The 22,155-nt window shown below is 58.2% G+C and carries 21 protein-coding genes and 1 riboswitch; of the genes, 13 read left to right on the top strand and 8 right to left on the bottom strand.

Going from position 1 to position 22,155, the window contains the following annotated elements; translation table 11 throughout:
• From murU to ruvA, 4 genes are read left to right on the top strand one after another with little or no spacing between them, the layout of a single operon-like run.
• The gene (murU, locus tag GSR16_RS18570; protein WP_159879970.1) at nt 1-699 is read left to right on the top strand and encodes an N-acetylmuramate alpha-1-phosphate uridylyltransferase MurU; all 699 of its coding nucleotides are present in this window, start codon (nt 1-3) and stop codon (nt 697-699) included.
• A complete protein-coding gene (gene ruvC / locus GSR16_RS18565) occupies nt 696-1,226 on the top strand; it encodes a crossover junction endodeoxyribonuclease RuvC (RefSeq protein WP_159879968.1) in 531 nt (176 codons plus the stop codon). The genes murU and ruvC overlap by 4 nt, the downstream gene beginning before the upstream one ends.
• Nucleotides 1,227-1,286: 60 nt before the next feature.
• Nucleotides 1,287-2,234: a prenyltransferase gene (locus GSR16_RS18560; RefSeq protein WP_159879966.1), complete on the top strand. Its 948-nt coding sequence runs from the start codon at nt 1,287-1,289 to the stop codon at nt 2,232-2,234.
• Between the two features lie 29 nt (nt 2,235-2,263).
• Complete coding sequence (ruvA, locus tag GSR16_RS18555; protein WP_159879964.1) at nt 2,264-2,857, top strand: Holliday junction branch migration protein RuvA; 594 nt, start codon at nt 2,264-2,266, stop codon at nt 2,855-2,857.
• Nucleotides 2,858-2,940: 83 nt separating this feature from the next.
• On the opposite strand, the gene ribB is transcribed toward ruvA, so the two are convergent.
• Entirely contained in the window at nt 2,941-3,600 is a 660-nt protein-coding gene (gene ribB, locus GSR16_RS18550) for a 3,4-dihydroxy-2-butanone-4-phosphate synthase (RefSeq protein WP_159879962.1), read from the bottom strand.
• A 180-nt stretch (nt 3,601-3,780) separates the two neighbouring features.
• Nucleotides 3,781-3,933, bottom strand: a riboswitch (FMN riboswitch).
• Nucleotides 3,934-4,023: 90 nt separating this feature from the next.
• Here ribB and ruvB point away from each other — a divergent pair.
• The 3 genes from ruvB (at nt 4,024) to GSR16_RS18535 (ending at nt 6,301) form a co-directional block, all read left to right on the top strand.
• The gene (gene ruvB / locus GSR16_RS18545) at nt 4,024-5,058 is read left to right on the top strand and encodes a Holliday junction branch migration DNA helicase RuvB (protein WP_159879960.1); all 1,035 of its coding nucleotides are present in this window, start codon (nt 4,024-4,026) and stop codon (nt 5,056-5,058) included.
• Nucleotides 5,059-5,062: 4 nt separating this feature from the next.
• A complete protein-coding gene (locus GSR16_RS18540; RefSeq protein ID WP_159879958.1) occupies nt 5,063-5,779 on the top strand; it encodes a glutamine amidotransferase in 717 nt (238 codons plus the stop codon).
• Between the two features lie 90 nt (nt 5,780-5,869).
• Nucleotides 5,870-6,301: a hypothetical protein gene (locus GSR16_RS18535; RefSeq protein ID WP_159879956.1), complete on the top strand. Its 432-nt coding sequence runs from the start codon at nt 5,870-5,872 to the stop codon at nt 6,299-6,301.
• A 75-nt stretch (nt 6,302-6,376) separates the two neighbouring features.
• On the opposite strand, the gene proB is transcribed toward GSR16_RS18535, so the two are convergent.
• The 3 genes from proB to GSR16_RS18520 form a co-directional block, all read right to left on the bottom strand.
• A complete protein-coding gene (gene proB / locus GSR16_RS18530) occupies nt 6,377-7,495 on the bottom strand; it encodes a glutamate 5-kinase (RefSeq protein WP_159879954.1) in 1,119 nt (372 codons plus the stop codon).
• 78 nt (nt 7,496-7,573) lie between these two features.
• Nucleotides 7,574-9,073: a hypothetical protein gene (locus GSR16_RS18525; RefSeq protein WP_159879952.1), complete on the bottom strand. Its 1,500-nt coding sequence runs from the start codon at nt 9,071-9,073 to the stop codon at nt 7,574-7,576.
• A gap of 165 nt (nt 9,074-9,238) precedes the next feature.
• Complete coding sequence (locus GSR16_RS18520; protein WP_159879950.1) at nt 9,239-10,588, bottom strand: adenosylmethionine--8-amino-7-oxononanoate transaminase; 1,350 nt, start codon at nt 10,586-10,588, stop codon at nt 9,239-9,241.
• A gap of 116 nt (nt 10,589-10,704) precedes the next feature.
• Between GSR16_RS18520 and GSR16_RS21385 the strand changes: the two genes are divergently transcribed.
• The 4 genes from GSR16_RS21385 (at nt 10,705) to GSR16_RS18500 (ending at nt 15,425) form a co-directional block, all read left to right on the top strand.
• Nucleotides 10,705-11,199, top strand: coding sequence for a pilin (locus tag GSR16_RS21385; RefSeq protein WP_276608560.1), 495 nt, complete (start codon nt 10,705-10,707; stop codon nt 11,197-11,199).
• A 16-nt stretch (nt 11,200-11,215) separates the two neighbouring features.
• A complete protein-coding gene (locus GSR16_RS18510) occupies nt 11,216-11,668 on the top strand; it encodes a pilin (protein ID WP_159879948.1) in 453 nt (150 codons plus the stop codon).
• Nucleotides 11,669-11,728: 60 nt separating this feature from the next.
• The gene (locus GSR16_RS18505; protein WP_159879946.1) at nt 11,729-13,543 is read left to right on the top strand and encodes a PglL family O-oligosaccharyltransferase; all 1,815 of its coding nucleotides are present in this window, start codon (nt 11,729-11,731) and stop codon (nt 13,541-13,543) included.
• A 94-nt stretch (nt 13,544-13,637) separates the two neighbouring features.
• Nucleotides 13,638-15,425 (top strand): PglL family O-oligosaccharyltransferase, encoded by a 1,788-nt coding sequence (locus GSR16_RS18500; RefSeq protein WP_159879944.1) that lies wholly within the window; start codon nt 13,638-13,640, stop codon nt 15,423-15,425.
• A 134-nt stretch (nt 15,426-15,559) separates the two neighbouring features.
• Here the strand turns inward: GSR16_RS18500 and rpoH are convergent, their stop codons facing one another.
• The 4 genes from rpoH to ftsY all read right to left on the bottom strand — a co-directional run bounded on the left by rpoH (nt 15,560) and on the right by ftsY (nt 19,387).
• Nucleotides 15,560-16,423 (bottom strand): RNA polymerase sigma factor RpoH, encoded by an 864-nt coding sequence (gene rpoH, locus GSR16_RS18495; protein ID WP_159879942.1) that lies wholly within the window; start codon nt 16,421-16,423, stop codon nt 15,560-15,562.
• A gap of 200 nt (nt 16,424-16,623) precedes the next feature.
• Entirely contained in the window at nt 16,624-17,532 is a 909-nt protein-coding gene (gene ftsX, locus GSR16_RS18490; protein ID WP_159879940.1) for a permease-like cell division protein FtsX, read from the bottom strand.
• Nucleotides 17,529-18,182 (bottom strand): cell division ATP-binding protein FtsE, encoded by a 654-nt coding sequence (gene ftsE, locus GSR16_RS18485; protein ID WP_159879938.1) that lies wholly within the window; start codon nt 18,180-18,182, stop codon nt 17,529-17,531. The genes ftsX and ftsE overlap by 4 nt, the downstream gene beginning before the upstream one ends.
• Before the next feature lie 74 nt (nt 18,183-18,256).
• Nucleotides 18,257-19,387, bottom strand: a complete 1,131-nt coding sequence (gene ftsY / locus GSR16_RS18480) for a signal recognition particle-docking protein FtsY (RefSeq protein WP_159879936.1) — start codon at nt 19,385-19,387, stop codon at nt 18,257-18,259.
• Between the two features lie 106 nt (nt 19,388-19,493).
• Here ftsY and GSR16_RS18475 point away from each other — a divergent pair, with 106 nt between their 5' ends.
• Nucleotides 19,494-20,822: a M16 family metallopeptidase gene (locus GSR16_RS18475; RefSeq protein ID WP_240902534.1), complete on the top strand. Its 1,329-nt coding sequence runs from the start codon at nt 19,494-19,496 to the stop codon at nt 20,820-20,822.
• A gap of 100 nt (nt 20,823-20,922) precedes the next feature.
• Entirely contained in the window at nt 20,923-22,119 is a 1,197-nt protein-coding gene (locus GSR16_RS18470) for a M16 family metallopeptidase (RefSeq protein ID WP_240902533.1), read from the top strand.
• Nucleotides 22,120-22,155: the final 36 nt, after the last annotated feature.

Raw genomic sequence — 22,155 nt, 5'->3', positions numbered from 1 at the left:
ATGAAAGCGATGATTCTGGCGGCCGGTCGTGGCGAGCGCATGCGTCCCTTGACCGACCACACGCCCAAGCCCTTGCTGTTGGTCGGTGGCAGGCCCTTGATTGAATGGCATATCCGTCGCCTGGCCGCAGCCGGTATTCGCCAGTTGGTGATCAACCACGCCTGGCTGGGGGCGCAGATCGAGCAGGTGCTGGGTGACGGCAGCCGCTTTGGCGTGGAAATCGCCTATTCGCCGGAAGCCAGTGCGCTGGAAACGGCGGGCGGCATTGCCACCGCGCTGCCCTTGCTGGGCGATGTGCCCTTTCTGGTGGTGAATGGTGATGTACTGAGCGATGTCGATTTTGCCGTGCTCGCGCAGGCTGCGCGGCAACTGGATGGCCAGACCCGGCTGGCCCACCTGCTGCTGGTGGACAACCCGCCGCACAATCCGGCTGGTGATTTCGGCCTTCAGGACAACGGCCTGCTGTCGCCTGGCCCGCAAGCAGGCAACGGGCTGACTTTTTCCGGCATCGCTGCCTACCACCCGGCCTTGTTTGCCACCACACCCGCCGGCCAACCCGCCAAGCTGGCACCGCTGCTGCGTGCCGCCATGGCGGAAGGGCAGGTGAGTGGTAGCCGGCTGGATGGACTGTGGCTGGATGTGGGCACGCCGGAGCGGCTGGCCGAGGCCGATGCCATTGCTGCAGGTTGGTCGGCGTGAGTCGGCGCATTCTGGGGGTGGACCCCGGTAGTCGCATCACTGGCTTCGGGGTAATCGATCTGGTGGGCCAGCAGCGTCACTATGTGGCTTCTGGCTGCATCCGCACCCCGCAGGGCGCACCCTTGGCGGAGCGTATCAAGGTGATCATCGATGGGCTGTTCGGCGTGATCGACACCTATCAGCCACACGAAGCCGCCATCGAACAGGTTTTCGTCAACGTTAATCCGGCGGCCACGCTGATGCTGGGCCAGGCACGCGGGGCCTGCGTGTCGGCGCTGGTGTTGCGCAACCTCGCCGTATCGGACTACACCGCCTTGCAGGTGAAGCAGTCGGTGGTCGGGCACGGCAAGGCGGCCAAGGAGCAGGTGCAGCACATGGTGGTGCGCATGCTCAATCTGTCCGGCACGCCACAGGCCGACGCGGCCGATGCGCTGGCGGTGGCCTTGGCGCATGCCAATCTCAGCGGCGGTGCCATCGGCCAACTGGCGCGGCAGGGGCTGAAAGTCCGTGGTGGCCGACTGGTATAGGGCAGGCACAGCCAGGACTGACTGCGCTATGCTGTGGGCATCATCCTGACGGAGTCTTCCATGTCGTCTTCCCCTGTTGCCATCGAACCGCAGGCCACCGCCCTGGCACACCATCCGGCCCGCTGGTGGCTGGCCACGCGGCCTGCTTTTCTCAGCATCACGCTGGCCGGGGCGCTGTTGGGTGTAGCCGGCAGCGGCTGGCCGGCCATACAACAACACTGGCCGCTGGCACTGCTGGGCCTGTTGCTGGCCTTGCTCACCCATGCCGCAGTTAATGTCATCAATGATGTGGCCGACCATCACAATGGCACGGATGCTGCAAATACGGCGCGGCTGTTTCCCTTTACCGGTGGCAGCCGCTTCATCCAGAACGGCGTCCTCAGTGTCATGCAGATGCAGCGCCTGGCTTATGGTCTGTTTGCGCTGGTTATTGCTGGCGGCTTGTATCTGGTCAGTTTGCGAGGACTGCCCTTGCTGCTGATCGGTTTTGCCGGGGTGGTGCTGGGCTGGGGCTATTCGGCCCCGCCATTGCGGCTTAACAGCCGTGGTCTGGGTGAATTGAGTGTGGCTGCGTGCTTTTTATTGTTGCCACAGGGCATGGCGGTATTGCTGAGTGGTAACTGGTTGCCGTCCTTGCTGTGGGCCAGCCTGCCATTTGCTGTACTCACCAGCCTGCTGCTGTATATCAACCAGTTTCCTGATCGCGAGGCCGACCGGTTGGCCGGTAAATGGCATTGGGTAGTACGGCTGCCGCTGACGCAGGCACGCGCAGGTTATGGCCTGCTGGTGGAACTGGCTTATGGCGTGCTGGCCATATTGCTATGGTGGCAGTTGTTACCGGTAACTGCCGCGCTTGGCCTGCTCACGCTGCCGCTATCGTTGTATGCCAGCGGGCAGCTGTGGTGGCATGCAGCCGAACCGGCGCGCTTGCGTCCGGCCATCATCGCCACCATCATGGCGGCCAATCTGTTTCCGCTGCTGCTGGCCGTGGCTTTGCTGCTGGCCTGAGCGGTATTTCATTCTGGAGAATTCTTGTCATGATCGGACGCCTCAGCGGCACCCTTATCGAAAAACTGCCACCGCAAGTGGTGGTGGATGTCAACGGCGTCGGTTACGAAGTGGATGTGCCGATGACCACTTTTTACCAACTGCCTGTGCTGGGACAGAAAACCACGCTGTTCACCCATCTGGTAGTGCGCGAAGATGCCCATCTGCTGTTTGGTTTTGCCAGCAAGGAGGAGCGGCAGACCTTCCGCCAGCTGATCAAGGTGAGTGGCATCGGTGCCAAGATTGCGCTGGCCATTTTGTCCGGCATGACGGCGGACGAACTGGCGGTGGCCGTTGCCAGCGAAGACCTCAAGCGGCTGTCCTCGGTACCCGGCATCGGCAAGAAAACCGCCGAACGGCTGGTGCTGGAGCTGCGTGGCAAGCTGGCCACCGGTAGCAATCTGGCGGTGCCGGGCGGCCTGCCGTTTGCGGCGACGCCGGATGACAAGAGCGATATCGTCAATGCGCTGCTGGCGCTGGGTTACAACGAGAAGGAAGCGGCAGCTGCCACCAAGGGCCTGCCGGCAGATGTGACCGTGAGCGACGGGGTAAGGCTGGCACTGAAGAACCTGATGAAGGGTTAGTGTTCCACGCGGGCTGTGTTCCGGCTATCGGCAAGCAACAAGGCCAGCGGCATGCCGCTGGCCTTGCTCGTTTCAGAATGCCATCAGGCGCAGACGGCGGCCTGCTGTTCAGCTTGCTGCTGGCAACGCCAGTCGGCCAGCTCGGCCACGGTCAGCATGGGCAGGCCGTGCTGCGCGGCATAGGCGGTCAACTGCTGGCCGCGCATCATGCTGCCGTCCGGATTCATTAGCTCGCACAACACCCCCGCCGGACTGAAACCGGCCAGTGTGGCCAGCTCCACCGCCGCTTCGGTATGGCCACGCCGCTCCAGCACGCCGCCGGGGCGGGCAATTAGCGGAAACACATGGCCGGGGCGGGCCAGGTCTTGTGGCTTGGCGTGGGGGGCAATAGCAGCGCGGATGGTGGTGACGCGGTCGGCGGCGGATACGCCGGTGCTGACCCCTTGAGTGGCCTCGATGCTGACGGTAAACGCCGTGCCATAGCGGCTGCCGTTGTACTGCACCATGGGGGCCAGTTGCAGCCGGGCTGCGTGCTCTGACGTCAGGCACAGGCAGACAATACCACTGCCATCACGAATCATGCGCGCCATTTCCGGCTGACTGATGTTATCGGCGGCCATGATCAGATCGGCTTCGTTTTCGCGGTCGTCATCGTCGCTGACAATGACGGGCAGGCCCTGACGCAGGGCCGCGAGAGCAGTGGCAAGGCGTGATGGCAGATGGGTGCTGTGTGGGTATGACATGAAACGGTCCTCGATAAAGTCAGAGAAACACGTTTCAGGGCGTGAAAACGCACAGCTGCACCATGTGGTGCAGTCAGCGCAGGGCACAATATGGCTGTCGGCCTTGGCCATGGCCAAGACCGGCGCAGCATGGCACCCGGACAGGACTACGCCAGTCCGGTATGGCCAGGCTGGCGCTGCTGTCATCTTCTTTCATCCGGACTATTACCGTCGGCTCTGGCATCGCACCAGATCTGCTGACCCTTTTTCAGCCGAAAAAGGCGCTCGCGGGCTCGACCTGCACAGGCAGGCCATACCGCCGGTGGGGAGTTGCACCCCGCCCTGAAGACGTAAGCAAGGCCGCGCAATGCGCGTCGGCCAGCGGCCAGTATAGCGCAGTGGTAAGATGGACGGATTCAAGATTCCGGCATTACTGCAGCGCACATGATTGAAACCGACCAACTGATTGGCGGCGCACCCGAGCGACGCATTGTTACCCAGCAGAGCCTGTCCACCCAGGAAGAAGCGTTGGAGCGCGCCCTGCGCCCCAAGCTGCTGGACGAGTATGTTGGCCAGAAGAAGGCGCGCGAGCAGCTGGAAATCTTCATCGAGGCGGCCAAGCGCCGTGGCGAGGCGCTGGACCATGTGCTGCTGTTCGGCCCGCCTGGCCTGGGCAAGACCACGCTGGCGCATATCGTGGCGCGCGAGATGGGCGTCAATCTGCGTCAGACCTCCGGCCCGGTACTGGAACGCGCCGGCGACCTGGCAGCCCTGCTGACCAATCTGGAGCCGCACGATGTGCTGTTCATCGACGAAATCCACCGCCTGAGCCCGGTAGTGGAAGAAATCCTCTACCCGGCGCTGGAGGATTACCAGATCGACATCATGATCGGTGAAGGCCCTGCCGCGCGCTCGGTCAAGCTGGACCTGCCGCCCTTCACCCTGATCGGTGCCACCACCCGCGCCGGCATGTTGACCAACCCCTTGCGCGACCGTTTCGGTATTGTGGCACGGCTGGAGTTCTACACCGCCGAGGAACTGACCAAGATTGTCAGCCGCTCCGCCGGCCTGTTGAATGTGACACTGGGCCCGGATGGCGCTTTCGAAGTGGCTCGCCGTTCGCGCGGCACACCGCGTATCGCCAACCGCCTGCTGCGCCGGGTGCGCGACTATGCCGAAGTGAAGTCCGACGGCATTGTCACCGCCCAGGTGGCCGATGCCGCACTGGCCATGCTGGATGTGGACCCGGCAGGGCTGGACGTGATGGACCGCAAATTGCTTGCCGCCATTCTGGAAAAATTTGGTGGCGGCCCGGTGGGGCTAGACAATGTTGGCGCTGCCATTGGCGAATCCACCGACACCATCGAAGACGTGATCGAACCCTTCCTGATCCAGCAAGGCTATCTGCAGCGTACCCCGCGCGGACGGATGGCAACGGCACTGGCCTACACCCATTTCGGCCTGCCATTGAAAGACTAGGCATATGCAGAAAATCATCATCAAGACGGGCCGCACCTACCCGGCGCTGGCTGCCCAACTGGGCGATTTCGAAGACTGGATTACCCGTGAGCTGGGTGGTGAACCCGGCGACTGGCGCGTGGTAGATGTGCAGCAGGGCGAAACCCTGCCGCCGGTCAGTGAATGTGCCGGTGCGGTGCTGACCGGCTCGCCGGCCATGGTCAGCGACTACGAAGACTGGAGCGTGAGCACGGCCAACTGGCTGCGTGCCGCCATCGCCCAAGACATGCCGGTGCTGGGCATCTGCTATGGTCACCAGCTGCTGGCTGATGCGCTGGGCGGCCAGGTTGCCTATCACCCGCAAGGGCCGGAGGCTGGTGTGGTGGATGTCCGCTTGTTGCCAGCGGCGGCAGAAGATCCGATTTTTGCCGACCTGCCGCCCAGCTTCCCGGCTGCGGTCATCCACTGGCAGTCGGTCAGCACACTGCCGCCCGGTGCGGTAAGGCTGGCGGCCAATGATTTCGAACCCAACCATGCCTTCCGCGTCGGGTCGGCCTGGGGCGTGCAGTTTCATCCCGAGTTTGATACGGCAGCCATGGACGCCTATCTGGCACATCTGGCACCCACCTTACAAGCGGCAGGACAGCCGGCAGAACAGTTGCGCGCGCAACTGCGCCCGACACCGCAAGCGGCCGCCGTATTACAGCGCTTTGCCCGCCTGCTGCAGGAACAGGCTGCCTGAGTGGCAGCAGGCTGTGCCGGCACCGCACGGGTTGCTGGCAACTGATTGCTCTTGAGCCTTCTTGTTTTGGTATTCCAGAAAGGGAACATCATGTTTTATGCACTGTTTGTCGCCATTGTCGTGGTGGCGCTGGCCGCTTCGCTGGCGGTAGTGCGCTTCTTCGACCCCGCTGTCCATAAAATCCTGCAGCGCACGCTGGGACAGGATCTGGCAGATGCCTGGCGTCGCTACATCAGCTTTGCCATTCTGGTGGCGGGTATCTCTGGCGGGGTACGGCCTTGGAATCTGGAGCAATACCTGCCGCCATCAGCCGGCAAGGGCAGCACGCAGCTGGAAATTACCGGTGCACGCTGGCTGCTGGAGCTGTGGAATGCATTGACGGAAACCTTGCGCTCCATTGCGCTGATCATGCTGCTGTTTTTCCTGTGCTCGATGATGGCTTATGTGATTGCCCGCTCGCTGGAGCTGCGCCGTGCAAAAGAAATGCCAGCACAGACCTTGTCCGAGACTGATCAGGACTAGATCTTTGCCGTGTGCAGCAATGCATGAAAAAAGCCCGCATCATGCGGGCTTTTTTCAGCGGAAGCGTCGGCGGGATCACAGCGTAACCATATTGTCGCGATGGATCAGCTCAGGCTCCACCATATAGCCCAGGGTGGCTTCGATTTCGCGGGTGGTTTTCTTCATGATCAAGCGGGCCTCGTCCGAGCTGTAGTTCACCAGACCACGGGCCACTTCCTCACCTTGCTGGTCGACGCAGGCCACGGCCTCCCCGCGCAGGAAGTCGCCATCAATGGCGGTAACACCCACCGGCAGCAGGCTGGTGCCGCGTTCGCGTACTGCCTGTGCCGCACCATGATCCAGTACGATGCGACCAGTCAGCTTCAGATGGTCGGCCAGCCACTGCTTGCGCGCCGCCATGCGGTTGGTCGGTGCCAGCAGCTGGGTACCGATGCCTTCGCCATCGGCCAGCCGTGACAGCACATCGTGTTCGCGCCCGCAGGCGATGACGGTGGCGGCACCGCTGCGGGCGGAGCGTTTGGCGGCCAGAATCTTGGTGATCATGCCACCGGTGCCCACACTGGAACCGACACCGCCGGCCATGTCTTCCAGCGTGGCATCGCCCGCCTGTGCCTCGTGCACAAAGACGGCGTCCGGGTGTTTGCGCGGGTCTGCGGTATACAGGCCTTGCTGATCGGTGAGGATGATCAGCGCATCGGCTTCAATCAGGTTGGTGACCAGTGCGCCCAGTGTGTCGTTGTCGCCAAAGCGGATTTCGTCAGTCACCACGGTGTCGTTCTCGTTGATGATGGGAACGACATTGAGGTTGAGCAGGGTGGTGAGGGTGCTACGGGCGTTCAGATAGCGGGTGCGGTCCGCAAGATCTTCATGGGTCAGCAGGATCTGGGCGGTTTTCAGGCCAAAGGCACGGAAGGCGGTTTCATAAGCCTGGCACAAACCCATCTGGCCGACGGCGGCGGCGGCCTGCAGCTCATGTACCCCCTTGGGACGTACCGACCAGCCCAGACGCTGACAGCCTTCGGCAATGGCGCCGCTGGAAACCAGCACCACCTGTTTGCCGCGCCGCTTCAGTTCGGCAATTTCGGCAGCCCAGCGCGCCAGTGCGGCCAGATCCAGTCCTTTGCCGTCATTGGTTACCAGGCTGGAGCCCACTTTCACCACGATACGGCTGGCGGCATGAATCACCGAACGCATACAAAATCCCCTGCAGGCAATGAATATCAAGCCTGTCAGTGTACCGCAAACTGCCCGGCCGTGGCGCAGTGACCGGGCTCAGAAATGGTCGCTGTCGCGATATTCCATCAGCTGGAAATGCGGTGACTGTTTGTCCAGTCGTGAGGTACGGATCAGTTCTTCACCCTTGTCGTTCCACAGGCGGAATTCACGCAGGCGGCTGAACAGTCGTCCCTGCATCAGCAGAAGGGCAGGACGACGCAGCAGGGGAATGGCTGGCAGACGCAAGGCAAATTGGGGGGCGTCGGCCGGGTGGGTGATGGTGGGGATGACCATCACCGCCTGAGGCTGGCTGCCAACGATTTCCACCCCGCATTCCACATCCACGCCATCGGGCAACAGCGATACCCAGCAGACCATGCACAGCTGTGCCGAGTCCGGCTTGCCCGGCTGGGTCAGCAGAATGGCCTCGCCGGCGCGCAATGTCTGCCCACGCGGCTGGCCGCGCAGCAGGTAGCCGGTGGCGCTCTGGTTCACCACCACGAACAGGCTGGGGGGCGGCGGGGCACGGGTAGTCGGTGGTGGTGCGGATTGCTCGTTGCCGTTCTGGATCCAGCTCATGCCGTTGCTGCGATACCAGATGGACGGAACGGTGGAAATCAGTTCGATCACTTCCTGAATGGGAAGCCGCTGGTGACGCCGACGGCGTGGCTGCTGCCATTCGGCGGCCAGCGACTGCAACAGGCTCAGCTCATCCTGGGTCTGGCTGGGATTGGTGCTGGTGTTCTGCACCTTGGTGAGTTGCTCGATGCTATGGGACAGCACGGTAATGGCTGGCGTGAGATCAAGCAGGTAACAGCCGGCGTCCAGGGTGTCTGCCTGGATGCGCATGAAGCGTGGCGGTTCGTCACGGCTGGCATCCACCAGATAACCGTGCGCCTGGCCATGGATGGCTTCTACTGGTATCAGACCGGCCTGGTGGGCCAGATCCATGATCAACTGCTTGGCTACCAGTAATTCCGGCATGGACAGCCGGTTGGTTGAGGTCAGCCCCAGCAGCAGAATCTGTCGGTAAATGGCCGCAGGAGAGTCGTCGTTTTCCAGATGCCGGTCCTGCCAGCCGCGTGCCAGTGCAAAGCTGTACAGCTGGTGACAGTCGTACCAGAAATGGGCCGGCGGAGGACTGTAGCTCTGGCAGCAGATGCTCAGCAACTGGCGGGCGGCCATCATGGTGTACAGCAGTAGTTCAATACGTTGCTGTTCCCGCTCAAGCAGGCCGCGCTTGGCCAGCCGCTCGGTCAAGGTCAGCTTGAAGGCGACGAAGACGGCTTCGAACAGTGCCTCACCCAGCATGGCCAACTGGCGGGTGCGCGGTGCCGAGGTCAGGTCGGTCTGGATGATGTCGCTTTCCAGTGCCGGGTAGTAGCGGTCCAGCCCCTTCAGGTATTGCAGCAACAGCTTGTGGCGGTTGCCGACTTCCATGGGCGTGCGGCTGAGGCCGCGCAGGGCATCCAGCATCTGCCGACCGCATTCGTGCAGGTCGGTATACGGCAAGCGTTCTACCCAGCTGGCGACGCTGTCAGGGTTGGTATCTACCAATCTCGGATCCATATCCAGAGCGGGCAAGGCAAGCTGCATCGTGCATCCTATTGCAAGGCGGGTAAAACAGGCGGTGGGGAGCAGGAAAGCCGTGCTGAGCCACGCTTTCCCGCATCATGCATACGCCATGCTATTTGAATCAAGCCCGCCAAGGCAAGGTAATACTCACGGCAGGGCGGTTGCCGGCCCGGTCAACACATTGCTTTCTTGATGTAGCGCATCCAGCACCGTACAAGTGGCCTGGAACAGTTGCTCCATCTCCTCGGGTTGCATGATATAGGGCGGCATGAAATACACCGTTTTGCCAATGGGCCTTACCAGGCAGCCTTGCTTCAGCATGGCCGAGAAAAATGCCTGTGCAAAGTCCGCGCGTGGGCTGTCGACATCAAAGGCCCAGATCATGCCCACATGGCGGAAGTGTCGCACGTCGTCACGTACTGCTAGCGGGGCCAGTATGGCGTTGAAGTTGGCTGCCAGTTCACGGTTGCGCACAATGATGTCTTCATCGGCAAAGATATCCAGTACCGCCAGTGCTGCGCTGCAGGCCAGGGCGTTACCGGTATAGCTGTGTGAGTGCAGAAAGCCACGGGTGACATCATCGTGATAAAAAGCTTGGTAGATGGTATCGGTGGTCAGCACACAGGACAGTGGCAGGAAGCCCCCGGTAATGCCTTTGGACAGACAGAGAAAGTCCGGTTTGATGCCAGCCTGCTCGCAGGCAAACAGTGTCCCGGTGCGGCCAAAGCCCACGGCAATTTCATCGGCAATCAGGTGTACCTGGTACTGGTCGCACAGCCGGCGCAGCTCAGTCAGATAAAGCGGGTGGTACATCGCCATGCCGGCAGCGCCCTGTACTAGTGGCTCCACAATGATGGCGGCCATCTCCCCGGCCTTCTTGGCCAGCACGTTTTCCAGCGAGCGAATGGCTGCTCTGGCTACGTCTTCCGCACTTTGCCCCGGCCGGGCCAGACGGGTGTCCGGTGACGGCACCCGCACACCCGGCTTGAGCAGCGGGGCATACGTGGCGGAGAACAGCGGGACATCGGTCACCGCCAGAGCCCCGGCGGTTTCGCCGTGGTAGCTATTGTCCAGGCTGATGAAGCGGCACTTTTCCGGCTGACCGATGTTCTTCCAGTAATGAAAGCTCATCTTCAGGGCGATTTCGGTGGCACTCGCGCCATCAGATGCGTAAAACACATGGCCGAGGCCAGTCAGCGCCGACAGCCGCTCTGACAGCTCGATCACCGGCTTGTGGGTAAACCCGGCCAGCATCACATGCTCGACTGCATCCAGTTGCTGCCGGATGGCCTGCTTGATGCGTGGATGCCCATGGCCGAACAGGTTGACCCACCAGGAGCTGACCGCATCCAGATAACGGTTACCCTCAAAATCCTCCAGCCATACCCCTTCGGCACGGGCGACCGGAATGATGGGCAGGGTTTCGTGGCGTTTCATCTGGGTGCACGGGTGCCAAACGCTGGCCAGGCTGCGTGTCAGCCAGTCCTGATTGCTCATGGGATCTCCTGTAAGCATGAATGGCAGGATGCTAACACAGGCGCTCATGCCGCTTCGAACTGACAAAAAACGTCACATGATGACGTGCTATGCAGGGTGAGGGATGGAGCACAGCCATGAAAACAAAGGCTGCCGCTACTTGGCACGCTTTCTGCATTATGCAGGCAGTGCATACCACGGAGAGGGTCATGCGGGGCAATAACGGTTTTACCTTGATCGAACTGATGATTGTTGTGGCCATCATCGGCATTCTGGCTGCGATTGCGATACCGGCGTATCAGGATTACACCGTTCGAGCGAAAGTGGCAGAGGGCTTGACTTATGCTGATCACGCCAAGACTTCGGTAAGTGAATCTTACATTTCGAATGGTTACTGGCCTTCAACAAATGCCAGTGCCGGTTTGCCAAGCAGTCTTGCAGGTAATTACGTCAGTAATGTGCAAGTTGCTGCCAGTGGAGGGGTTAGCGTTATTACAATATCCTTTAATTCGACTGTGGCTTCCGGTTTACAGCTGACGCTTACACCAAGTGTCGCTGCGAGTGATGTAGTATCTTGGACTTGTTCCAGTAACGGACTTTATCCAAACTATTTACCGGCTAATTGCCGGTAGTCTCAAGGAGCATCAAATGCAAAAACAAATCCAGCAGGGTTTTACCCTGATCGAACTGATGATTGTTGTGGCAATCATTGGTATTTTGGCTGCCATCGCCATTCCGGCGTATCAGGACTACACCGTACGCGCCAAGGTATCTGAAGGTTTGGCTGCTGTTGCTGCCGCCAAAACAGCGGTTTCCGAGGCTGCCATTACCTACGGCACCATGCCGGGTAGTCAGGCTTCTGCGGGCTTTACCTCTGTAGCAACAAAGTATGTTTCCTCAGTTACTTATACCCAGACTGATAGCACTCATGGCGTACTGACGGTAATGATGAATGCTGGCAATGTGGGTGGTAACGTTACCACGAGTACAAATCAATTCTCTCTAACTGGTCTCTTGGCTAGTGGTACTGTTACTTGGACATGTGCTCAGGCTGCATCGCAGCCTATAGCGACTCAATATCTCCCGGCCAACTGCCGCTAATTCATAATGTGGTAGGGATTAATAAGGGGTGCGCAAGCACCCCTTTGTTTTTGGTGAATAATGAAAATGGCAAGGTTTTCTCATTTCCTGATCGGACTGGCTTTGGTATTGCCATTGTTCAGTTTTATCCGCTATGCGCCGTGTTCAGACTGGTATTTCAGTGCGCTCGCAATCGCGGTGCTTGGGGTGTGGTTTTTTCGTTTCATCCGTAAAAGTGTAGAGCTGCGGTTGACTGTGGTTTCTGTGGGTTTGCTGTTGTTTGCATTGGCAAGTGCGGCGCATGGTGAATTTCATGTTCCAGAGTATTTGTCAGTATTGTTGTTGTTATTTTTATTTACTTTGTATTTTGCAAGGGAAATATTACCAGAGAAACGGACTGATTTTGTCGTTATTCTCTGCTCTGTGGTCTTTGTGGCAGCTTTGCTGCAGGCTCTGTTGGGATATATCCAGATTATTGGATTGGCACCGGCATTGCATGGATTTGTTCTTTATGATATTGCCAATCCCCAGTCGAATATAATGGGCAATATTGGTCAACGAAACCAATTTGCTCAGTTTTTGACCTGGGGACTGGCTGCCGCTTGTTATCTCTATGCTTCTGGGAAGTTGCGCAGCATTTTGTTTTACACTGCCAGCGTAGTATTGGTCTTATTGATTACTTGGTCTGGTGCGCGGCTTATTTTATTGTATTCGCTTTCATTGTGCATGCTGGCGTGGTTTTGGCTGCGGATGAATATTGCAGATGCGAAAGTGCAGCGTATGGTGTATGCAATTTCAGTGGTGGTTATTATGGTTGCAATAGCACAGATATTTAACCACCAAATTTGCCAGCTGCTTAATGCATTGGGGTTGCCTATCAACGTGACGAGTGGGTCTGAACGTTTGATGGATGCGGGGTTAGGAGCACGGCGACGAATTGAATGGAGTAAAGCCTGGGAAGTATTTCGTCTGCACCCATTGTTTGGCGTGGGGCTTGGAGGCTATGCTGCAGAGTCGGTTCGATTGGAGGCTTTGGGTGGTTGGCCAAAAGTCCCAGAAAGTTGGTTGTTTAATCAGTCGCACAATTTGATATTTCAACTGCTGGCTGAGACGGGATTGGTTGGTTGTCTGGTTGTCATGATTTTCTTGTTGTTGATTGCTTTTGGATATCTTAGAAGAGGGCAGCAAACAATAGAGAATCTTTTTCTATTGTCAGTTTTTTCCATGATCGGTATTCACAGTATGTTTGAATATCCATTATGGTACTGGCCATTTTTGTTTGGTTTGATTGTGGTAGGGGTGCTTTCTCCTCTGCCATTTAGAAAAATGCAGATTCGTCCGTCTGTCGTAAGAGTGATTGCTTTTGTTGTGGGTGTTTTTTGCCTGCTTAATTTTTTTATTGGGCAATCCGCTTACTGGATTGTAGTAAGGGATGGCTATCCATCGCCAAGTGTAGATGAAAACAAGGAAAAAGTTGAACACTTGGTCCGGCTTGGTTCCAATCCATTTTGGCGTGATGATGCAGACAGTGTATTGTCGGCTTATTTGCAGCCATCACGGGAGCAGCTCTCTTATAAGTTAAATCACTTTGAAAGGTTGGAAAAAATAAGACCTTACCCCGAGGTTTTGTTCAAATTGTCTATTTTGAGGTCATTGGCCGGGCAGCCAGAAAAAGCAAAAGAAGCATTGATTTTTGCAATTGCAAATTATCCTGATTATGTTGATCGGTACGTGGCAAATTATGCTCTTTATCAATATGTTGAGCTGGCGGATCTAAAAGTAATAGCACAGCATGCCGCGGACGCGTATACGTTACATGGGAAAAACACTGACGCCGGCCGCATCGCCGCCGTCATGACCGTCGCCGCTCCCGTCACCCGCAAAGCCATCTTCTGATCTGATGCACACCGCTGTCCTTGACAGGCTGGCGGTGTCTTCACCGGCTGACATGCGGTATCCTCCCTGTTTTGCTTTCGGCCCTGATTCCATCATGTCCTTTCCGACGCTCTCCCGCCGCATGGCCTTGCTGGCGTTTTGCCTGATTGCCATCCTGCCCTTTGCATCCCGCATTCACTTTGTGCCGCTGCCGCAGTGGTTCGGTGAAATGAACGTGGTGTGGCTGATGCTGATTTCTGCTTTGTTTCTGCTGCCAAGCGGCATGTTGTTTGAGCGTGTGCCCCGTGCCAGCTGGTGGTGTCTGCTGCTGGCCTTGCTTTGGGCCGTGCAGCCACAGTTGGTACATGCCCTGTTTCCTGGGATGACCTATGCCACTGCGCTGGCCTGGTTGGCAGTGGCCTTGCTGGCTGGCCTGGCTTATAGCCTGCAGCAAACATTTGGCAGCCGTGAATTTGCGGTATGGCTGGCGCGCGCCATCATTGCGGGTGGGTTGATCCAGTCGCTGATTGGTCTGGCACAACTAACCGGGCTGGCGCATACGCTGGGGCTGTTTTATGACAGCAGCCATCCTACAACCAATATCTTTGGCCACATCGGCCAGCGCAATCAGTACGCCCATTACCTGATGTGGTCGGTAGTCAGCGGGGTGTACCTGTTTGCTGTTGACCGGCTGGCGCGTGGCTGGCTGGCAGTGCTGGTGATCTGGCTTGGCCTGATGCTGGCCTATGCGGCGTCTCGCACCACCATGCTGTATTTGCTGGTGCTGACACTGTTGGGAGGGCTGTGGCACTGGCGCATGCGCGCAACCGACTCGCGCCGCCTGATGTGGGCGATGTTGCTGTCGTGCATTGTGATTTTTGCCGCGCAGTTTGCCTTGCCGCTGGTCAACCATCTGGTGTCCTTGTTTACCCATGCCAGCGTGACCAATGCTTCCGGGCTGGAGCGTCTGGCGGCCAATGGCGACGATATGGGTTCACGCCGTATTGCCGAGATGGGCAAGGCCTGGCTGACATTCAAGTCGCATCCGTTATGGGGGGTGGGCTGGTCGCAATATGCCGCAGAAAGCGTGCGCTTGCAGCCGTTACCGCAGTTTGCCAGTGCAGGCTTTAACAGCGGACTGTTTACCAATTGCCATAACCTGATCCTGCAACTACTGGCTGAGATGGGCCTGCCGATTACCCTGGCAGTGGTAGGTGGCTTTGCCTGGGTGGTATGGCCATTCTTCTCGGAGCGTGCCGAGGCTGAAGGCATGCTGGCGCTGGGCTGTATGGCGGTGACCCTGATTCACAGCATGCTGGAATACCCGCTGTGGTATCTATACTTCCTGGCCATGCTGGCGGTGTTTGCCTCAATGTCGCCGGCGCAGACTCGCCGCGCGGGCTGGTGGGTTTATTGCCTGTGGATGATTGGGATGGCTTTTATCGGTTATCTGTCGATGGTGACCTGGTCGACGTATAACGAACTGGTCGGCCTGTATACGCAAACAGATAATCCGGCACGTGATGCCAAGCGGCAGCAGCGTCTGGCGGAAATCATGGAGGAGCACCCGCTGTTTGCCTACCATGCACTGAGCACGCTGGATGATTATCTGAGTGCGGACAAATCCAATCTGACCCAGAAGCTGCAATGGGAAGAGCGTCTGACTGCATTCCGTCCCTATCCGGATGTGATGATGAAGAAGGCGCAGATGCTGGCACTGGCGGGCCGGGAGGCTGAAGCAAAGGCCACAGTGGCGACGGCGCTGGCGTCTTTCCCGACCTATGCCAAGGATTATCTGGACGATATCGACGAGGACGTGCCGCAATGGCAGCCCTTGCGCGCAGAGGCGCAGCAGGTATTTGACCGCCTGCCGGCCAAGTATCGTGGCGGGGAGGGCGAGTAAGGTCGGGCGGTCTTGTGTCCTGGCCGGTGGCCGAGCCAGTGGTTGCTGTGTTGCCTGAAATAGTCAATCAGCTGCCTGATCATGAAAAAGCCCGCGTTGCGTAACGCGGGCTTTTTGCTGGAACGGCGGGGCGGTCAGTTGTCGATGACCACGCCTTCGCTCAGTGCCGTCTTCATCTTACCCAGGGCCTTGGCTTCGATCTGGCGAATACGCTCGGCGGAAACACCAAACTCGGCGGCCAGCTCGTGCAAGGTGGCGCCACCATCGTCTGCTAGCCAGCGCGCTTCCACGATGCGGCGGCTGCGTGCATCCAGCGAGGACAATGCGTATTCGATCCCTTCGGTTTGCAGGTGATCGAAGGCCTTGCGCTCGAGCGCGCGGGTCGGTTCATGATGTGCGTCAGCCAGCCAGTCGATGGGGGCGTAACCTTCGTCGTCACCATCATCTGCCATCAGGGCGATGTCCTGCCCGCTCATACGGGTTTCCATTTCCCGTACTTCTTCCGGCTTTACGCCAAGGTCTTCGGCAATCTGCCGTGCCTCGTTTTCGCTCAGGGCGGAAAAGCTGCTCTTCATGCTACGCAGGTTGAAGAACAGCTTGCGTTGCGGCTTGGTGGTGGCAATGCGCACCAAGCGCCAGTTGCGCAGGATGAATTCGTGGATTTCGGCCTTGATCCAGTGCACGGCAAAGGAAAACAGGCGTACGCCACGGCCCGGTTCAAAGCGTTTTACCGCTTTCATCAGGCCGATATTGCCTTCCTGGATCAGGTCGGCCTGCGGTAGGCCGTAACCGGCATAACCACGCGAAATCGATACGACGACACGCAGGTGCGACAGCACCATCTGGCGGGCGGCTTCCAGATCATTGTCTTGCTGGAAGCGGGTGGCCAGCTCTGTCTCCTGTTCGGGGGTCAGCATGGGAACACTGTTCACCGCCTGGATGTATTGCTCCAGGCTGCCGCTGGACGACGGAACGGGCAAGGCAAATGTTGTGGTCATCAGTGTAACTACCTCCTTGGGTAGTGCTATCTTAGCACTCGCATATAGAGAGTGCTAGCAAGCAAAGGTTCCAGCGTCAATGAATTTTTCTATGGTGCCGATAGTTTTTTACGAGGCAAACCGGGGAAAAGACCAAGAAGCATGCGCTGGCTGGATGTCACATTAAGCGAAATCCAGCCGCTGGGGAAAGGAATGGATTGTTAACGAGGTTGAATTTTCCGCAGGTGGTGGTCTGATGCCAGGCGCGCACCCAGCATGGCCAACAGGGCAGATACCGCCAGTACCACCAGTAGCTCGGCGGAATTCAATCCGCGTAGCGATACACGCTCATTGTAAAGCTGGGCAAAGTCGTGAATGGCCGGGTTGGCGGTCATTACCAGCCAGCTGGTCAGGCCCCAGGCGGACAAACCAGCCAGCAGGCCCTGCCACATGGCGTGATACATGAAGGGGCGGCGGATGAAGCTGTCCGGCGCGCCAATCAGCTTGGCCACTTCAATTTCATCGCGTCGCGCCAGAATCTGCATCCGTACCGCATTATGGGTAACCAGCACCAAGGCTATGCCGAGTGCTGCGCCCAGAAACCAGGTCAGCTGCTTGCCCAGTTCCACCATGGCGTACAGTCGCTTGGCCCAGCGTGCGTCAAATTGGGCGGATTCCACCATGGGCAGGCCGGAAAGCTCTTTTTGCAGCATTTCCAGTTCGTGCGGTTCCAGTGTTTTGGGGGTGACCACAAACGCATCCGGCAGCGGATTGTCAGTTAGCCCCTCGCTAAGTCCGGAAAGCCCGTTGCGCTTTTCAAGTTCATTTAGCGCCTGTTTCTTGCCGACAAAGCTGAAGCTCTGGATGCGCGGGTGTTTGGTCAGCGTGCTGGAGACGGCGGCCAGGTCAGCTTCTTCGGCGGATTGCTCCATGAAGAGGGTGATCTGTGGCGTGGCAGTCAGCCGGCCAGCCCACTCCTGGATGCTGCTGACGGTGAGGTAGAGTGAAAGCGGCAGGGCCAGCGCAATGGACAGCATCAGCAGGGTAAGCAGGCTGCCAAACGGTTGGCGGAAAATCTTGCCCAAGGCTTGGCGTGCACTTTGCCAGTTCAGGTACAGATAGTGTTTCATGCGGCGAACTGCCCTTCTTTCAACCGGATGATGCGGCGGCCATAGTCTTCCATCAGGGTTTCATCGTGGGCGGAAATCACCACGGTAACGCCAACCTGATGGAAAGATTTGAACAACTCCATGATGTCCAGTGCGTAAGCGCGGTCCAGATTGGCCGATGGTTCATCCGCCAGCAGCAGGCTGGGACGGTGGACTACGGCGCGTGCAATGCACAGGCGCTGTTGCTCGCCACCGGACAGGCGGATGGGCATGGATTTTTCCTTGGACAGCAGGCCCACCTTGTCCAGTGCGGCACGCACCCGGCGTGCGGCATCGCGACGATCAAAGCCGATGATGTCCAGCGGCAGCATTACATTGTCAAACACCGTGCGGTCAAACAGCAGCTTGTGATCCTGAAACACCATGCCGATATGCTGACGGACATAGGGGATCTGGCTGTTGCGCAGCTTGGACAGATTATGTCCGCTGACAATCACGCTGCCACTGGTGGCACGTTCGATGCCAGCCACCAGCTTGAGCAGGGTAGATTTGCCCGCACCGGAGTGGCCGGCCAGAAAGGCCATTTCGCCGGTATCTATGGTAAAGGAAAGATTCTTCAGGGCTTCGTTGCCACCGGGATAACGCTTGGTGACCTGGTCGAACTGAATCATGCGCTGGATTCCCCTTGATCCGGTAAGACAATGCCGACGGCAAGCCGCCGGCGTGGCTGATATGAGGCAGATGATCAGTCGAACAGAGCGTCGACGTAATCCTTGCTGCTGAACGGGCGCAGATCGTCAATGCTTTCGCCAACCCCGACAAACCGTAGCGGAATCGGCCGTTGCTTGGCAATGGCGGCAATGACGCCACCCTTGGCCGTACCATCCAGTTTGGTCAGGATCAGGCCGGTCAGGCCCAGTGCATCATCAAATACTTTCACTTGGCTGATGGCGTTCTGACCGATATTGGCATCCAGCACCAGAATGACTTCATGCGGTGCATCCGGCAGGGCCTTCTGGATGACACGCTTCACCTTCTTGATTTCTTCCATCAGGTGCAGCTGGGTCGGCAGGCGGCCGGCGGTATCCGCCAGCACGATATCGATGTCACGTGCAATGGCGGCCTGAATGGCGTCGTAGCATACGGCAGCGGCATCGCCGCCTTGTTGGGCAATCACGGTGACATTATTGCGCTCGCCCCAAGCCATCAGCTGCTCGCGCGCGGCGGCGCGGAAGGTGTCGCCAGCAGCCAGCAGCACACTCTTGCCTTGCAGTTGATAGTATTTAGCCAGCTTGCCGATGGAGGTGGTCTTGCCAGCACCGTTTACCCCGGCCATCATGATGACAAAGGGTTTTTTGCCGCTGACATCCAGCGGCTTTTCCAAGGGATGAATCAGCTGGTTGAGCGAGTCCTTCAGCGCGCCTTTCAGCTCGCTGCCATCCTTCAGCCCTTTGAGGCTGACGCGTTCGCGTACATCCTGCAGCAGGTGTACCGTTGCATCCATGCCCATATCGGCGGTCAGCAGGACAGTTTCCAGCTCCTCGTACAGATCTTCATCGATCTTGCCGCCTCCAAACAGGCCAGCCAGCGATTTGCCCAGTTTGTCCCGGGTTTTCGAAAGGCCAGCCTTCAGGCGTTCGGTCCAGCTTAGCTTTCTGGCCGGAGCCTCCTCAGGCTCGTCGACTTCAGCTTGCGGTGCTGAAGCAGCAATGTCGGCGACTGGCGTGGCAACAGGATCGGTCGCCGGAATAGGGGTGGCAATGTCAGTTGGGGCTGGCGGACTTGACTCGACGAGTGGTGCGCTGGAGGCCTCGGTCTGGGGTTCGATGACCGGGGTTTCAACCGGTTTTGGTTTTTTCTTGAAGAAACTAAACATGCGTCTGCGTAGTCTGGGAAGGCGATAAATGGCTAAATTGTATCCTTAAATGAGCAACTGGGCAGAAACGATGGTAATGAAAGCAAAATCAGGGTGGATCGGAGTCATGCTCATGCTGCTGGCCAGCGTGGCGGGGGCCGTCCCGCTAGAGGCCACATTGCCCAATGGGCTGAAGATTGTGGTTGAGCGCGACGTGCGTTCTCCGGTGGTGGTTTCACAGCTGTGGTATCGGGTGGGCAGCGTGGATGAGGTCAATGGACGCACTGGCCTGTCACATTTGCTGGAGCACATGATGTTCAAGGGAACTGCCAGGGTGGCCGATGGTGAGTACTCCCGCCGGATTGCCCAAGCGGGCGGCAAGGAAAATGCATTTACCAGCCGCGATTACACCGTATATTTTGCCCAGTTATCTGCCGACAAGTTGCCCTTGGCGTTAGAGCTGGAAGCGGATCGCATGGCGAACCTGCTGATTAATGAGTCGTCCTTCCGCCGTGAGCTGGAAGTGGTCAAGGAGGAGCGGCGTATGCGCACGGAAGACCAGCCAGTTGGCTTGCTGCAAGAGGCGCTGCATGCCAATGCCTTTGTGGCCAATCCGGTGCGCTATCCGGTCATCGGCTGGATGGATGATCTGCAACATGCCCGTGCCGAAGATCTGCGCCATTGGTATCAGCAGTGGTATGCACCGAACAATGCCACCCTGGTGGTGGTTGGCGATGTCGATCCGACTTGGGTGATTGAACAAGCCAATCATTATTTCGGTAAATTGCCCGCAGTAAATCTGCCCATGCGCAATCCGCAACGAGAACCACTCCAGCAGGGCATCAAACGGGTAGAGATCAGTGCACCGTCGCAGCTTAACTATCTGACCATGGCCTGGCACGTGCCAGGACTCAGGACGACCAGTGATGAACAAGTCTATGCCTATGCTTTGCTGGAGGCTGTATTGTCTGGAGACTCCGCAGCACGCTTGCCACGCAATATGGTACGCGGTGGGGTGCAGGCGCACGATGCATCAGCAGACTACGACATGATGGGACGAGGAGAGGCTTTGTTTGCCATTACCGCCAGTCAGGCGATGAGCCGACAGCCAAACGAACTGGAAGCGGCCATCCGGCAACAGCTGCAAGAAATTGTCGAGCACGGTGTCAGCGAGCAGGAGCTTGCCCGTGTCCGCCTGCAGCTGGATGCAGACGAAATCTACCAGCGGGATTCCCTGTTTGCCCAGGCCATGCAGATAGGTACGCTGGAGTCGCTGGGTTTTTCCTGGCGTAACCGGGATCTCATCAGAAAACACATGCAGCAAGTGAGTTCAGCACAAGTCAGACAGGCCGCGGCGTCACTGCAAGATACCCAGCTAACGGTGTTGACCCTGCACGGCAAGGGCGGGAAGCAGCCTGCTGCCGGACTGACGAAGGGAGATGGACTTGTCCGCTAAACCAATTGCACTGGCTTGCATGCTGATGTTGGCCAGCATGCTGGCGCATGCCGTGGAGATTCAGTCATGGGTCAGTCCCCAGCAGGCGCGGGTATTGTTGGTGGAAGCGCATGCCAATCCGATGCTGGACGTCCGTATAGACTTTGACGCCGGCAGCCGGCGCGACCCGTCAGGCAAGGAAGGACTTGCTGTCATGGTGGCTGGTTTGCTGGATGCAGGTGCCGGCTCACTGGATGAAGAGGCCATCCAGCGCCAACTAGCCAGTAGTGCTGCGCAATTGAACGGATTCGCCGATGTGGAAAGTGCTGGGCTGCGCTTGCGCACCTTGACCCGTCCGGCCCTGCTACAGCGCGCCATGGAGCTGGCTGCCAGTGAACTGTCACGGCCTCGTTTTGCTGCTGCCGCGCTGCAGCGAGAGCGGCAGCGTGCCATTGATAGCTTGCAACAACGGCAAGAGGATGCCGCTGCCATGGCCGATATCATGTTGCGACAGCGCATGTATGGCAGCCATCCATATGGCAAGCCAGCCTTCATTACCGTGAAAAGCCTGCAGGCAATCCAGCAGGATGATCTGCGGGCCTTCTGGCGACAACACTACCGGGCCGCATCGGCAGTGGTCTCCATCGTAGGTGATATCAGCCGTCCGGCAGCCGAAAAACTGGTCAATGACTTATTAAAGGATTTGCCGACAGGCAATACGACGCTACCCGCTATTCCTGATGTCGCCGTGAAGGCAGCAGCCGCACCACTCCAGTTATCACTGCCTGGTAGTCAGACGCATATCGTACTGGGCATGCCAGTGTTGAAGCGCGACGATCCGGACTACTACGCTCTGATCGTTGGTAACTATATTCTTGGTGGCGGTGGTTTCGACTCGCGATTAATGCAGGAACTGCGTAGCCGGCGCGGACTCACCTATGGAGTGAGCAGCCATTTCACGCCATTGCAACAGGCAGGGCCGTTTATCATTGCACTTGCTACCCGCAATGCCGAGGCTGCAACCGCACTACAGGCAACACGTGAGGTACTGAATAAATATATAGAGAATGGACCCTCGACAGCAGAACTGCAGCAAGCCAAGGCCAATATCATCGGTGGCTTTCCCCTGCGCTACGACAGCAATGGAAAACTGCTGCCGTATCTTGCGACCATGGGGCAGTATCAATTGCCATTAAGCTATCTGCAGGACTATCCTCGCGCCGTAGCGGCAGTGACGACCGCGCAGATTCGTGATGCTTGGCGTCGCCGGATTGTAATGCAGCAGATGCAGATTGTGACGGTGGGCGCTACACCTTAAGCCCCAAACCGCTTGCGATACAGCATGCCAGACGGG

It is taken from the genome of Aquitalea denitrificans (assembly GCF_009856625.1).
Classification (GTDB): Bacteria; Pseudomonadota; Gammaproteobacteria; order Burkholderiales; family Chromobacteriaceae; genus Aquitalea; species Aquitalea denitrificans.
This window is presented reverse-complemented; position numbering and strand designations above follow the sequence as displayed.

What these genes read in the sequence shown, in the direction of transcription:
- GSR16_RS18510 (WP_159879948.1), top strand. Translation starts at nt 11,216, where the DNA reads ATGCAAAAACAAATCCAGCAGGGTTTTACCCTGATCGAACTGATGATT.
- GSR16_RS18535 (WP_159879956.1), top strand. Translation starts at nt 5,870, where the DNA reads ATGTTTTATGCACTGTTTGTCGCCATTGTCGTGGTGGCGCTGGCCGCT.
- GSR16_RS18500 (WP_159879944.1), top strand. Translation starts at nt 13,638, where the DNA reads ATGTCCTTTCCGACGCTCTCCCGCCGCATGGCCTTGCTGGCGTTTTGC.
- ftsY (WP_159879936.1), bottom strand. Translation starts at nt 19,387, where the DNA reads ATGTTTAGTTTCTTCAAGAAAAAACCAAAACCGGTTGAAACCCCGGTC.
- GSR16_RS21385 (WP_276608560.1), top strand. Translation starts at nt 10,705, where the DNA reads ATGAAAACAAAGGCTGCCGCTACTTGGCACGCTTTCTGCATTATGCAG.
- ftsX (WP_159879940.1), bottom strand. Translation starts at nt 17,532, where the DNA reads ATGAAACACTATCTGTACCTGAACTGGCAAAGTGCACGCCAAGCCTTG.
- GSR16_RS18520 (WP_159879950.1), bottom strand. Translation starts at nt 10,588, where the DNA reads ATGAGCAATCAGGACTGGCTGACACGCAGCCTGGCCAGCGTTTGGCAC.
- ftsE (WP_159879938.1), bottom strand. Translation starts at nt 18,182, where the DNA reads ATGATTCAGTTCGACCAGGTCACCAAGCGTTATCCCGGTGGCAACGAA.
- GSR16_RS18560 (WP_159879966.1), top strand. Translation starts at nt 1,287, where the DNA reads ATGTCGTCTTCCCCTGTTGCCATCGAACCGCAGGCCACCGCCCTGGCA.
- GSR16_RS18475 (WP_240902534.1), top strand. Translation starts at nt 19,494, where the DNA reads ATGCTCATGCTGCTGGCCAGCGTGGCGGGGGCCGTCCCGCTAGAGGCC.
- ribB (WP_159879962.1), bottom strand. Translation starts at nt 3,600, where the DNA reads ATGTCATACCCACACAGCACCCATCTGCCATCACGCCTTGCCACTGCT.
- GSR16_RS18505 (WP_159879946.1), top strand. Translation starts at nt 11,729, where the DNA reads ATGAAAATGGCAAGGTTTTCTCATTTCCTGATCGGACTGGCTTTGGTA.
- ruvA (WP_159879964.1), top strand. Translation starts at nt 2,264, where the DNA reads ATGATCGGACGCCTCAGCGGCACCCTTATCGAAAAACTGCCACCGCAA.
- murU (WP_159879970.1), top strand. Translation starts at nt 1, where the DNA reads ATGAAAGCGATGATTCTGGCGGCCGGTCGTGGCGAGCGCATGCGTCCC.
- GSR16_RS18540 (WP_159879958.1), top strand. Translation starts at nt 5,063, where the DNA reads ATGCAGAAAATCATCATCAAGACGGGCCGCACCTACCCGGCGCTGGCT.
- ruvB (WP_159879960.1), top strand. Translation starts at nt 4,024, where the DNA reads ATGATTGAAACCGACCAACTGATTGGCGGCGCACCCGAGCGACGCATT.
- proB (WP_159879954.1), bottom strand. Translation starts at nt 7,495, where the DNA reads ATGCGTTCGGTGATTCATGCCGCCAGCCGTATCGTGGTGAAAGTGGGC.
- rpoH (WP_159879942.1), bottom strand. Translation starts at nt 16,423, where the DNA reads ATGACCACAACATTTGCCTTGCCCGTTCCGTCGTCCAGCGGCAGCCTG.